This is a genomic window from Pseudanabaena sp. FACHB-2040 (genome assembly GCF_014696715.1).
In the GTDB taxonomy this organism is placed as follows: domain Bacteria; phylum Cyanobacteriota; class Cyanobacteriia; order Phormidesmidales; family Phormidesmidaceae; genus JACVSF01.
The window spans coordinates 596593-608894 of the sequence record NZ_JACJQO010000022.1 but is presented as its reverse complement, the minus strand read 5'-3'; the positions used below and the strand labels follow the sequence as shown (position 1 = coordinate 608894).

Below are 12302 nucleotides of genomic sequence, written 5' to 3'. Positions count from 1 at the left end.
CCCTAGCGCTACCATGAAGCAGAACCAGCTATCTTACCGGATTCTTGCCGCCTTGATCCCGATTCAGGAAATCCCCTAGAGAAAAGGCTTGCCGCTTAAACAACGCGAGTTCTAGGGCCAATCGTAGACTAGGGCGCTTACTGCTTTCTCGAAAGATAAGGCATCATGGGAGACTAGGGCCTCTGCTCCCTGTACTCTGGCAAATCAAACACCCCAAATGTTGCTCATCTGGCTGCTCTTACTGAGCGTTTTTACCTATTTCGTGGTGAAGCGTAGCGTCGCTAACATCACCCGAACGCCGACCTGGCTGCTGTGGCTGGTAATGATGCTGCCCGCCTTTACCCTGGCAGGGTGGATGGTGGTTCGGGGTAGAGATGAACCTGCTCCTGCAGGGTTGCTGCTGATTTTGTTTGTAGTCTGTCCGCTGCTTTACTGGTTTTTAATCCAGTGGGGCCGCATTCCCCTACCCAAGACGGCTGCTTCTCAAGAAGACCCAGCGGCAACCGCCACCTCCGCTTTATCCAATATCCCCAAACCGCTTCTGCGCCCTATCAACAAGGAAGAAGAGAGTGCTCTACAGCACTGCTTCCCCTGGACAGTGTATTACCTTCAGAACATTGAGTACCGACCTCAAGCCATGATCTGCCGAGGGCAGCTGCGAACATCGCCCACAGTGGCTTATCAGACTGTGAGCGAGAACGTTCAGGAGCGGTTTGGAAATCGATTTTTGGTGGTGTTTCAGGAGGGCGGTCAGGGCAAGCCTTTTTTCGCGCTAGTGCCCAATCCTCAAGGGCAAAGTGACTCAGCGACCTCAAATAAAAAGCTTACCCGGCCTGCTATTGCGTTAGGGCTGCTGGTCACTACTCTATTTACGACTACCTGGGTAGGCACCTTTATTGCGGGCGTTACCGATGAGCAGCTGCAGGGCAATCCCCGGCTCCTAGCTCAGGGCTTGGCCTACGCCTTCTCACTGCTGTTTATTCTGGGGTGCCACGAGATGGGGCACTACCTGGTAGCCCGTCGCCACCAGATTAAGGCCACTCTGCCTTATTTCATTCCGGTGCCGTTCTTTCTCGGCACGTTTGGGGCGTTTATTCAGATGCGCTCTCCGGTGCCTAATCGGCGGGCTCTCTTTGATGTCGGCATTGCCGGACCGCTGAGCGGCCTGATAGTGACTTTGCCGCTGCTGCTGTGGGGGCTAGCCCATTCAGAGCTGGTGCCTCTGCCAGAGACGGCCAGCTTGCTGAACTTTGAGGCAATGGATCCGCGAACCTCGGTGCTGTTAGCGCTGCTGAGTAAGCTGGCGCTAGGGGGAGCTTTGACGGCGGAAACGGCAGTTCATCTTCATCCGGTAGCGATTTCGGGCTGCCTGGGGCTGGTAGTCACTGCGCTTAACCTGATGCCGGTGGGGCAGCTAGATGGAGGGCACTTGGTACATGCTATGTATGGTCAACGAATGGGGGCCATCATTGGGCAAATTACTCGCATTTTGGTGCTGTTCCTGGTAGCGGTGCATCCGGAACTGCTGCTGTGGGCAATCCTACTGTTTTTTATTCCGGCTGTAGATGAACCTGCTTTGAATGATGTCAGTGAGCTGGATAATCGGCGGGATGCGCTGGGGTTAGCAACGTTGGCGCTGCTGGTGATGATTGTGTTGCCATTACCCCCGCTGTTGAGTCAGCTTCTGTTTTAGGTGCAAACACCTGCTAGAGTACCCTGATTGCATTGATGGATGAGGTGGGTCGGCTATGTCCTATGATGTGAGCCAGTGGTTAGCGGAAATTCGAACCCTGCAGCGGCAGCTGGCAGATACTCAAAAAGAGAGAGATCAGGCCTATGCTAGTGCAGCCAATTGGCGGCGGCTCTATGAAACAGAAGCGCGGCAGCGACGCACTGAGTCTGAAGCTTTGCGATCGCATCTGCAGACCCTAGAAGCTGAACTTAAGCAGCTGAAGGACAGCCCAACTGGCGCTGGGCCGACCGACCTAGTCGCTGCCCAGGGCGAGACGGCTGCTGGAGACGCCCTTGAAACTAAGCTTCAAAAGACTTTGAATCTGTGCCAGAGCCTAACTCAGCAGTTAAAAGCTGAAAAAGAGGCTCATGAGCAGACCCGCCAAAGCCTCACCACTGCCCTAGGCGATACCTTTGACATGCTCAAGGCAGAGCAGGCCTCCTCGGCAATTGTTAAAGCCGGGCAGGGAGCAGAGCGCGATCGCAGTTAGACCCTTGCGCCAGACACTCTAGCCAGACGCGCTAGAAACCCATTGCTCGGGCCAGAGTCACAGGGTCGGGCTCTAGTCCTGCCTTAACCTGGTTTTGACTGTGATTAATGGCCGTATCAGGGTCCTTTAAACCATTGCCGGTCAACACACAAACTACGGTTGCCCCAGCTGGCACCTGATCTTTAACCTTGAGCAGCCCAGCGACCGAAGCAGCGCTAGCAGGCTCACAGAAAATCCCCTCTTCTGCCGCCAGTAGCCGGTAGGCATCAAGAATTTCTTCATCCGTAACGGCATGGAACTGGCCCTGACTGGCTTCCTTGGCCGCCACCGCCTTATCCCAGCTGGCCGGGTTGCCGATGCGAATAGCAGTCGCCAGCGTGTGAGGATCGCTCACCTTGTGACCGAGTACTAGCGGGGCTGCCCCGGCAGCTTGAAAGCCCATCATCTGAGGCAGGCGGCTTGACTGACCCCGCTGGTGGTACTCGCAAAATCCCATCCAGTAGGCGGTAATATTGCCAGCATTGCCCACCGGAATACAAAGCCAGTCGGGGGCATCGCCCAGCATGTCAACAATTTCAAAAGCGGCTGTTTTTTGGCCTTCTAGCCGGTAGGGATTGACTGAGTTGACCAGGTTGACCGGGTAGCTTTTGGCCAGATCCTGCACCATATTTAGCGCTGTATCAAAATTGCCCTTAATCGCCAGGATTTCAGCCCCATAAAGTAGGGCTTGAGCCAGTTTGCCGACCGCCACATAGCCATCGGGAATGAGCACAAAGGCACGCAGGCCGCCCCGGCGAGCGTAGGCCGCAGCCGCCGCTGAGGTATTGCCGGTGCTGGCACAGATGACAGCCTGAGCCCCTATTTCTTTAGCTTTAGAAACGGCCATCGTCATGCCCCGGTCTTTAAAGCTGCCGGTAGGGTTGAGACCGTCGTACTTTACAAATACCTTGACCGAGCGACCAATGCGCTCCATTAGGGAGGGTGCAGGAATCAGAGGTGTGTTGCCTTCGCACAGAGTCACGACAGGCGTGGTTTCAGAAACCGGCAGGTAGGGCCGGTAGGCTTCTATGAGGCCAGGCCAAAATTTTACGGCAGCCTGGGAGGGTGACAAGCCGTCACCTTTAGCGGTTAGGGGATTTAAACTTAGGGTCACGATGTCTCAGACTCAAAACACAACGGCATTTAACCAACGGTCGACGGGTCCCGACCACAACCGCAGTCCTGCATCTTTTAGTCTAACCTGTGGGCTGGGCCAGTCGTTAGCCAATGCGCCTCGGGGAAAGCCAGTTGCTGAATCGCCACAGGGAGTAGCTGAAAGGCTGACGCCTAACAGATACCATCTAGCCTAGACATTGAGGTTAAAATGTCTTAACGTTCTTTGCATAAGTACGTTTCCGCTAAGTACATTTCTCTATTGGTGTGAGTGGCAATGAACGCCCAAGTTGACGTACCAAATACTGGGACATCTAAGGTAGAAATTCCGGCTGGGACTGAGTCTTCCCAGCACGAGACGACACCCGCAACAGATGAGAAGATCTGCTGGGTCGAGATCAAGCACTATCCTTACCAGCTAGATCATCAGGTCGAACTTTTGCATCTGCAGGCTGAGGCCGATGCCCTGCTGCTGCAGCTGCAGACCCTGAGCCAAAGGCGACTGATCGCTCAAGGAGCAGGTGAAAGCCGCTAGTCGAATCTGCTTGCAAATTACCTAAAAGCTGTCTAGCCGATGCTGCGCCACTTTCCCCAGAATTAGCTATCCTACTGGGGTGATTGTGGGGAGTCGGTTATGTCGCAGAAACCTTCATTGTCAAAACTCTCAAACCGCCAGATCGGCATGGTGCTGGCTGCCAGTGCATTGATTGCTTTAGGGGTAGGCAGTGGTATTAGGATTTTAACGAGTGGAGCGCCTGATCCTGCGCTCACGCCTGTCTCTGGTGCTACAGGAGAAGGGGGTGAGGCTGCGATCGCATTCCAGACAAGCCCTTTTGTACCCTCTACCTCAACCCTGCGACTGGCCGATCCGGGCTTGCTCAAATCTACTCCTCAAGAAGTTCGTCTGGAGACAGTCGTAGCAGGCCGCCCCGACCCCTTTGCCCCCATTGTCTTACCAGGACCAGGTGCGCTTAAGCGGCCAGCAGCAGCTGCTCCTGTGGCTGCCACTGCCGCTCCCGCTCCGGTTCAAGATCTACCCCTCATTCCAGTGGCTGCTACCCAGGCCCTGCCGCCACTGCCGACGATGATGGTCCCGCTGCCCAATCTAGGCCCAGTTGCGGCGGCTCCGACAATGCCGCTGAGCAGCGATCAGCCCTTTGCCCAGCCCCAAAGCCCGGTGGATCGAATTGAGATTAGCGGGGTAGCCCAGATTGGCGATCACGTCAGCCTAATTGTCAAAGAGCCGGGGGTGATGACCAGCCGCTATGTGCGAGCAGGCGAGTTAATTGCGGGCGGCCAAGTGCGGGTTAAGCGGATCGATTTGTCTAACTCGGAACCAGTTGTAGTGCTGGAGTACAACGGGCAGGAATTTTACCGCTCTGTAGGGAGTGCGGCTCTAGCAGGATTGTTTTAGGCTAGAGTCAACGGGTCGAGGTCTTTCTGCAGACACGTTAAAGCCCCTTTAACTCCTTTAAGTCCTTGAGCCTATGCCCCTCTTCGCATCCAAGCCTAAGCCAGGTCGGCCTTTAGAAAGCTCGCGAGGACTAAGTGTAGACAGTGGCAGCACCTATCTGTGCCCTGTCTGTCGTCATGGCCAGATTGAAGCCATGACGCTGATGGATGCTTTTGCCTGTAACTTCTGCCGCCATATCTTTGAGGTCAACCTGGAGCAGCAAACGGTCCAGGTTGTTGACAGCAGCCAGCCGATGTCCTGGCGGTGGATTGGGCATCGCTGGCAGAGTATTTACCAGGGCAAATGGGATATGACCCTGATGCTGTGGATCGTGGTCGTGGCGCTGGTGCTGGTGCCTGCAGGCCTAGTGGCGACCTCGGCCTACGTGTTTCCGCCTCTAGAGGGCAGCCCAGGGGAGCATTTGCCCCTTTACTGGGCTGCTGGAACCTTACTCATTCACCTGTTGATGGTGCTCTGGCTGCTGGGGGAATACTATCAGGCTCCATTGTATGTGGCAGCCAAGATTCGATTTCGCCACTGGGCAGAGCAAGTTTCTGGGGGCTGAGCGACGTAGGTCAGCTTGGCAGGAACCCGCAGGGGCTTCACCATTTTGATGTGTTTGATACCCGCCTCTAGATAAACTTTGCCTTCCTCCTGAAAGCCTAGCTTTTGGTAGAAATTAATGGCGTGGCACTGGGCTGATAGGACAACCTGGGGGTGTCCCTCCTCTCGAGCCGTTTGCAGCAGCTGCTCCATGAGCAGGCGACCAATACCTTGGTGCCGCCAAGGACGTCGAACAGCTACCCGCCCAATGTGACCATCAGGCAACAGCCGACCTGTGCCAACTGCCTGCCCTGCTTGTCGCGCCAACACATGGATAGATAGAGGATCCCACCTGTCGATTTCGATGTCGGCAGGAACCTGCTGTTCCTGGACAAAAACGTCATAGCGGATGCTGTGAATAACTTCTTTTTCAGCCTGATAATCGACAATTTCAACAAAAATCATAAACAGGGAACCGGATAGATGCTCAATTAGCAACCCCATAGTCGCAAATAATCGCCTTTCGGTAAACGGTGATTACCCCTTTATTTGGCAAGGCACTGAGGAATGTCCGAGTTTTATCGTAGAAAAGCGGCGTCGGCCAGGTAAAGGACGCCGCGATCGCTCTGATCAAAGACTAGGCTGAGGGTTGCGATCGCGGCCAAGTCCACCCCTTGAAATTGGGCCAGGGGAATGCGAATGGCGCTGGGGTAGATAGGAATGCCCTGATAGCCCCAGCGGGGGTCGGCTGGAGATGGGCGCAAAGCTGGAGTAGTCGCAGGTACCTCAACCCGCACGGCTCGCCCCTGCTGGTCCTCCAGGATCACTGCAAAGGCTACAACCTGGCCATCGTTCAGGGCATCGGTGGTATCGACCGCCACCCGCAGCTGCAGGCTGGCAAAGTCGCGCAGATCTTGGCTCCCCGGTGGTAGGGAAAAGCGCAAGGACTGGGGCCGTTGCCGCCAACTCAGCCGCAGCACCGCCGGGAAGCGAGGCTGGGGTCGCCAAAAGCGATCGCAAGGCTGCAGGGCAGGACAAATTTGCATAGAGAGATTAGGAGTTGGCTCCGGAGCGATCTCCAGCACTGGAGCATTGGCCGGTTCCAGCGTTAGCAGCCGCTGCTGTCCTTGGCCGGGGTGCAGGTTGGTCAGCACCGGCACATCCCAGAGGCGACTTGGTGCGGCCTGCTCGGGGGCTAGGGCTAAGCCAGCTGCTTCGGAAGGATTAAACACCTGCTTGAGAAAGCCCGTAGCGTAGGCGATCAAAAAGGTTTCCTGGGCAGCACGAGACAGGCGAACCGAGGCGGAGCGATCGACCTCAGAAGTGGGTTTCTGACCATTACATAGTGGTTCATTGTCAGGCTGGCGAGCGTAGTCGTCTTCCGCTAGCGCTCGATTAAAGAAGTTGTGATTGGCTCCCGGAATCAAAACGCTGGCAGCCCAGTGCTGGCGTGGCTGCCGCCCCGCTGACTCGAAATAGTAGAGGCTGCTGAAATCGTAAATGTCGCGATCGCACCCGCCGAGTAAAACGCTAGTGGGCACGTCCGGCAGTTCGTAAGCCTCAGGAGCCGTGGAGATGGCCTGGCTCGGCGTTGGCGCGACTAACAATAGGCCCGACAATTGCCCTAGTTGGGGTATCGCCATGGAGCCAGTTGAGGGCTGATTGAGCCTGCTAAACACTGCCCCTGCGCCGCCCATAGAGTGCCCGATGAGCACTAGCCGCGACAGGTCTGCCTGTCCCGTCAATGGCACCCCAAAGTCAACGGTTTCCCCTTGGTTGGCAGCAGCAAGCCGCGACAGATGGGCCGCTAAAATCTGGGGGCTGCGCTGATGGGCTAGGGTCGTGTAGTTTTGGAGCGTTGCTCCGTAGGCAAAGGCATAGGCTCCATTCAGGTCAATGGCCAGGGTCAGGTAGCCCTGATCTGCTAGGGCCGCCGCCAAGTAGGTAAAACCTTGGTCAAAGCGAGTTTCTGACCCAATCGGGCAGGGCCAAGTGCTTTCGCTCCAGATTGGGGCAAAGTGGCAGCCGGTGTGCCGACCATGGAGGATTACAACCACAGGAAAGGGGCCAGTCCCTTCGGGGCGGGCCAAGATTCCTCGCAGCGGTACCGGCATTTCTCTGAACTCATCGGCTACCCCGGTTTGGATCAGGGTTATAAGGCCCAAATCATAGGCGTGGACCTGTGCAGGTAGAGGATTGACAGCAGGCAGTGGACTGGTCTCGACTGCCAGCCCCCTAACCTGGAGAGAAAACGGCCACAGCCCAACTAACCCTGCAAGAAAGCCCCAGGGCAAAAGTCGCTTATGCCAGAGTCCACTGCCCATCGCCTGTGTTCATGCTGCACGCCGATTTCAGCACGCCAATTTTTTCTCGTCAAGAAATTGGCTGCGGTTGTGGGAGAGTTCAGGAGAGCATCCTGGGGACAACCAGGCAATACCTGAGCAGACCAGCGGATTTTATTAAGCGCCCTTTGGCAGCAAGATAGAGAGAACTGACCGCATCAACCGCCCTGGTAGGTGGGTTAGATTAACCTTGCCCAGAGTTTTACGACCAGCGCTGTATTTGGCCTGTCTGCCCCCTTGCCTCTATGCTGTTTCCCCACTGCCGTCGCCGTCGTTGGATTGTTGGGTTTCTGCTGAGCTTCCAGCTGGTATTTTTGCTGGCTGGACAAGGGGCACTTGCCGGGGCGCAACTGCCTGGGTTTACCCCCCCTAGCGGAGCGGTGCAGGAAGGGGCAAGGCTACCTGACGGGGTGACTCGGTTAGGCTCGCTTGAGATTGCTCCAGTGCGGCTAGCCAATCGAGAACTGTTTCGAGTTGTGGCTCCGGCGGTGATTGACCGGCAAAATCCAGGCACTCAAATTCCGGTGGAATGGCGGGCTGAGACCATTGAAGACAGCCTGGCAGAAATTCTAAGGCTGGCAGACTCGGGCCTCTTCCCCGAGCCGAACGGCGGTGGTTGGGAGATGTATCGCAGTGCCTATGACCCTGAAACGCTGCAGGTAAGCATAGCTAGGCTAAACAATCAGACCATTTTGATCGCTACCGATGCTAACCACCTGCAGCCCTTAACCCTGCTAACGGTGAGCGATCTAGATGCTCGCTATTACAGCCTGACGGTGCCAGAGTTGGCCGAACGCTGGCGAGAAATACTGCAAACTACCCTGGTGGATGCGCTACTCCAGCGGCAGCCCGACGTTTTGCAGCAGCAGGCCCGACGGGCGTTTTTGATGGCGATTGGCATGATTGCTATCAGTCTGGCGCTGTGGTTGCTGTGGCTACTGCTGTCCCGTCGTTGCCGCCAGCTAGAGAGCCGCCACCAGCAGGAGGCAACTGGATCTGCCGCCGCCGTAATGCATGACGATGACGGCCTAGCAGGTCGACACCAGTTTTTAGCGGGGTTGCGATCGCAATTCAAGCTAGAGCGGCGACTCAGCCTGATTGGCTTGGGGCTGTGGTTGACAGTGTGGGGCCAAGTGGTGGTCTGGCTAGGCGGCCTGCTTTGGATCTATGCGCTGTTTCCAGCCACGGCACCTCTAGCCGAAATTCTCTCTACTCGCCTGCTGTCGCTCCTGTTGATCTGGTTTACTGTTGGCCTGCTTAACCGAATTGGCAATATCGCCATTGTTCGCCTAGCCCGCGCCTGGGAAGACAACCACTTCTTGCTAGAGGACGACCAGCGACGCTCGCTGCGAATTCCGACGATTGTGCGATCGCTCAAAGGCTGCAAAACCACTGCCGTATATCTGTTGGGGCTAGGCTGGGCCTTGAATGTGCTGGGAGTATCGTTAAGCTCGGTACTGACACTAAGCGCTATTTTGGCTTTGGCAATCTCCTTTGCCTCCCAAAGCCTGGTCAAAGATCTGGTCAACGGCTTTTTGATCCTGCTCGAAGACCAGTACGCCATTGGCGACTATGTCACCCTGTGCCAGGTTTCGGGGCTGGTGGAAAACCTCAACTTGCGAATCACTCAGCTGCGTGATGTGGAGGGTCGTTTGATCACCGTGCCCAACAGCCAGATCACCCTAGTAGAAAACTGGACTCGGATCTGGTCGCGGGTTGATTTCTCTGTCGCCGTGGCCTACGACACCGACCTCAAAAAAGCCCTATCTCTGATAGAAACCGTGGCGCAGGCGCTGTTTACAGACCCCATTTGGGGCAGCAAGCTGTTAGAGCCGCCGCAAGTTCTCGGCATCGATCAGGCCAGCCACGAAGGCATTGTGATTCGGGTCTGGCTGATCACCAAACCGATGAAGCAGTTTGATGTGCGGCGCGAGATGACCCGTCGGGTCTGGCTAGCCCTAGAAGAGGCCCAGATCGAAGTTGGTAAGCCGCAGCAGGTGATGTGGCACCATACTGCCGACGTTTCTGCGCCGCTTCAGCCAGAACCTACCTGGGTTAATCCGATAGCAGACCCCAGCCAAAAAACGGGCTAGGATTGATCTAGCCCCATTCAGTCTCGGCCCTATCTTCAAAAACGGCTCGGAGTTTTGCGATGGTCAGAAACGGCCCCTGAGAGCCATCGCACCTATCGTCACAAATTTGCCCCGAAGGTGAACAATATCGCCTCTAATCGAGTCTTAGTAGAAAGATAGGTCTGTCTAAATTAAGTAGCCCAGTCAGTCCACCGACGAGTCTTTGGAGGTCAGGTAGCATGGTGCGTATTCCCCGGTTAGTTCGATTTTTTGCGTTAGCAGGCAGTTTTGGCCTACTCGTGACGGTCCCGCTCCTAGAGCAGGCCAGCTTCGCTCAAACGGCCGAGCCTGCTGCCGAGCCTACGGCTGATGCTAATGAGTCTCGCTTTAGCTGCCAATTGCAGAACGGTCAATACACGGTTATGTACCTGCCTCAGAGCCAGCCCAACCAGGGGTATCCTTGGGCCGTGCCTGAAGACATGGGGAGCGCTTGGCCCGCCGAGCGCCGCTGCCAGGAGATTAGCCGCCGCCTTGAACTCTACCGCCCAGATGGTCTGGTGGAAATGCAGACCGGAGTTGAGAACGGCTACAACACAGTCTGTGTAACGACTCAGCAGGTGCCAACTTGCCGCATCGTCTTCACGGTTCCCAGCGGGCAAGATCCGGCGGGAACTCGCGATCGTGTCTTTGAGAACCTGGCAGTCGCTGACCGAGGCGAAATGACTCAGGGTGTTAACACCTTTGTTGAAGGCAGCAACATTTTGGATCAGCTGGGCAACGTGCTGAATCTACCTACCACCCAACGCTCTGCCTCTGGAATTAACCTCAGACCTTTTCTCGCTCCGATCGATGGTGGCACTGGAGCTCGGCTGGCTCCAGGGTCTACGGCTCCAGCAGGGCGTCCCCTCAATCCAGACAGCTTCCGCTAGGGAGTTTAAGACTAGGGCCGTCAGCGAGAGGCAGGGCAGGCAAGCAAGTCATCGACGGGGAGACGTTAGGTAAGGTGTTTTCCTGGCTTCATCCCACAGCGTCGAGATACGATTTATTGCGTCTCAGCAAAGTGATTATCGAAAGAAAAATCCGGGACTCAGGCTGTGCCTACTCCCGGATTTTTTGTAAAAGTGACGAGTGTGATGAAGGCAACCCCCAGGGAGTAGCTGCTAGGGGAGTGCTCATCAAAGCCGTTGATAGCTAAAGGATTAGAGCCACTCAACACAAAATTAGGCTGTCCAAAGGCAATCAGATAGACAATGCTGGCCCCTGCGATCGCACTTAACACCTGAGCAATGATGTAGGGCAGCAGCCTGGAGCCAGGAAAAGGAACTTGTAAGAAAGCCCGATCAAAGGCTCTACCCCCGCCTAAAAAAGATCGCAACTGCAGGTAGCTAGGTGTCCATTACTGCTGAGCTAGTGTAGGATCCGGACACGATTGCAGCAAATCGGCGCTACTCTGTGCAGACCGACATCGCAGTAGAGGTCCAGGTCTTGCCTAGCCTCACCAACAACCCAGCGTTGGTTCAGGGAGAGAGACTAGCACCGATCGAGTGCTCAGGCGCGCTCAGACATATTCAAGAGTCTGCTCGCTTGAAATGGCTTTCCTCACTATGGAGATCCCCCGATGAAATGGGAAACGGGACGGCGCAGCCGCAACATTGAAGACCGTCGAGGCCGAGGGATGGCCACTCGGGGCGGCCGAGGGGTGAGTGTTGGGGGCGGCCGAGGAGTCGCTGTTGGGGGCGGCTTTGGCACTTTGTTGCTAATGCTGCTTGTGGCGTTTTTGGGCGGTGATCCCTCAGACATGCTGTCGGGAGGGTCTGCGGGTGGGGATTACTACGCGGCCCCAGGCGCAACTTCGCCTCAGGAGGAGCAGCTAGCTGACTTTACGTCTGCCGTATTGGCCGATACCGAAGATACCTGGCATGCCATTTTCCAAGAACAAATTGGCCAGCCCTATCAGGAACCCCGGCTTGTTCTTTTTTCGGGTTCTGTAGACTCTGCCTGTGGATTTGCTCAGGCAGCAATGGGACCGTTCTACTGCCCTGCTGATGAGAGAGTCTATATCGACTTGAGCTTCTACGAAGACCTGAAGTATCAGCTCCAGGCTCCCGGTGACTTTGCTCAGGCATACGTCATTTCCCACGAAGTCGGCCATCATGTTCAGAACCTGCTAGGCATTTCCAGTCAGGTGCGGCGGCTGCAGCAGCGGGCTAGCACCACCGACGCCAACGATCTCTCTGTCCGGCTAGAGCTTCAGGCAGACTGTTTTGCCGGGGTGTGGGCCAACCATGCTCAACGATCTCGGCAAATCTTGGAGCAGGGCGACGTTGAAGAAGCGCTTAATGCGGCTAGTCAAATAGGCGATGACCGCCTGCAGCAGGAGACAAGGGGCTATGTCACCCCCGATTCTTTTACCCACGGCAGCTCTGAACAGAGGGTGCGTTGGTTTCAGCAGGGCATTCAAACTGGGGAACTAGCCGAATGCAATACGTTTGATGTCGCTAGCCTCTAAGCTTTAACC

At 56.0% G+C, this 12302-nt stretch carries 11 protein-coding genes and 1 pseudogene; 8 read left to right on the top strand and 4 right to left on the bottom strand.

Annotated elements, in window-relative coordinates; translation table 11 throughout:
• Window positions 1-217 precede the first annotated feature (217 nt).
• Together H6G13_RS25690 and H6G13_RS25685 are read left to right on the top strand one after the other, a co-directional pair.
• A complete protein-coding gene (locus tag H6G13_RS25690; RefSeq protein WP_190488214.1) occupies window positions 218-1693 on the top strand; it encodes a site-2 protease family protein in 1476 nt (491 codons plus the stop codon).
• Window positions 1694-1748: 55 nt separating this feature from the next.
• Window positions 1749-2222, top strand: a complete 474-nt coding sequence (locus tag H6G13_RS25685) for a hypothetical protein (protein ID WP_190488212.1) — start codon at window positions 1749-1751, stop codon at window positions 2220-2222.
• A 31-nt stretch (window positions 2223-2253) separates the two neighbouring features.
• Here H6G13_RS25685 and thrC read toward each other — a convergent pair whose 3' ends face one another.
• Window positions 2254-3333, bottom strand: coding sequence for a threonine synthase (gene thrC / locus H6G13_RS25680; protein WP_190488364.1), 1080 nt, complete (start codon window positions 3331-3333; stop codon window positions 2254-2256).
• A gap of 318 nt (window positions 3334-3651) precedes the next feature.
• On the opposite strand from thrC, the gene H6G13_RS25675 reads away from it, so the two are divergent.
• The 3 genes from H6G13_RS25675 (at window position 3652) to H6G13_RS25665 (ending at window position 5392) form a co-directional block, all read left to right on the top strand.
• On the top strand, window positions 3652-3909 hold the full coding sequence (locus H6G13_RS25675) for a hypothetical protein (RefSeq protein WP_190488372.1): 258 nt from the start codon (window positions 3652-3654) through the stop codon (window positions 3907-3909).
• A gap of 99 nt (window positions 3910-4008) precedes the next feature.
• Window positions 4009-4788, top strand: coding sequence for a hypothetical protein (locus tag H6G13_RS25670; protein WP_190488210.1), 780 nt, complete (start codon window positions 4009-4011; stop codon window positions 4786-4788).
• Between the two features lie 73 nt (window positions 4789-4861).
• Complete coding sequence (locus tag H6G13_RS25665) at window positions 4862-5392, top strand: hypothetical protein (RefSeq protein ID WP_199306738.1); 531 nt, start codon at window positions 4862-4864, stop codon at window positions 5390-5392.
• Here the strand turns inward: H6G13_RS25665 and H6G13_RS25660 are convergent.
• Window positions 5323-5835, bottom strand: coding sequence for a GNAT family N-acetyltransferase (locus H6G13_RS25660; protein ID WP_190488208.1), 513 nt, complete (start codon window positions 5833-5835; stop codon window positions 5323-5325). The genes H6G13_RS25665 and H6G13_RS25660 overlap by 70 nt on opposite strands.
• A gap of 113 nt (window positions 5836-5948) precedes the next feature.
• Complete coding sequence (locus H6G13_RS25655) at window positions 5949-7694, bottom strand: hypothetical protein (protein ID WP_190488206.1); 1746 nt, start codon at window positions 7692-7694, stop codon at window positions 5949-5951.
• 263 nt (window positions 7695-7957) lie between these two features.
• On the opposite strand from H6G13_RS25655, the gene H6G13_RS25650 reads away from it, so the two are divergent.
• Both H6G13_RS25650 and H6G13_RS25645 read left to right on the top strand, forming a co-directional pair.
• The gene (locus H6G13_RS25650; RefSeq protein WP_190488204.1) at window positions 7958-9805 is read left to right on the top strand and encodes a mechanosensitive ion channel family protein; all 1848 of its coding nucleotides are present in this window, start codon (window positions 7958-7960) and stop codon (window positions 9803-9805) included.
• A gap of 218 nt (window positions 9806-10023) precedes the next feature.
• The gene (locus tag H6G13_RS25645; RefSeq protein WP_190488202.1) at window positions 10024-10713 is read left to right on the top strand and encodes a COP23 domain-containing protein; all 690 of its coding nucleotides are present in this window, start codon (window positions 10024-10026) and stop codon (window positions 10711-10713) included.
• Window positions 10714-10907: 194 nt separating this feature from the next.
• On the opposite strand, the pseudogene H6G13_RS25640 reads toward H6G13_RS25645, so the two are convergent.
• Window positions 10908-11102: pseudogene (locus H6G13_RS25640) on the bottom strand (aquaporin Z); the annotation flags it as partial.
• Between the two features lie 300 nt (window positions 11103-11402).
• Between H6G13_RS25640 and H6G13_RS25635 the strand changes: the two are divergent.
• Complete coding sequence (locus tag H6G13_RS25635) at window positions 11403-12293, top strand: neutral zinc metallopeptidase (protein WP_190488199.1); 891 nt, start codon at window positions 11403-11405, stop codon at window positions 12291-12293.
• The last annotated feature ends 9 nt before the right edge of the window (window positions 12294-12302 follow it).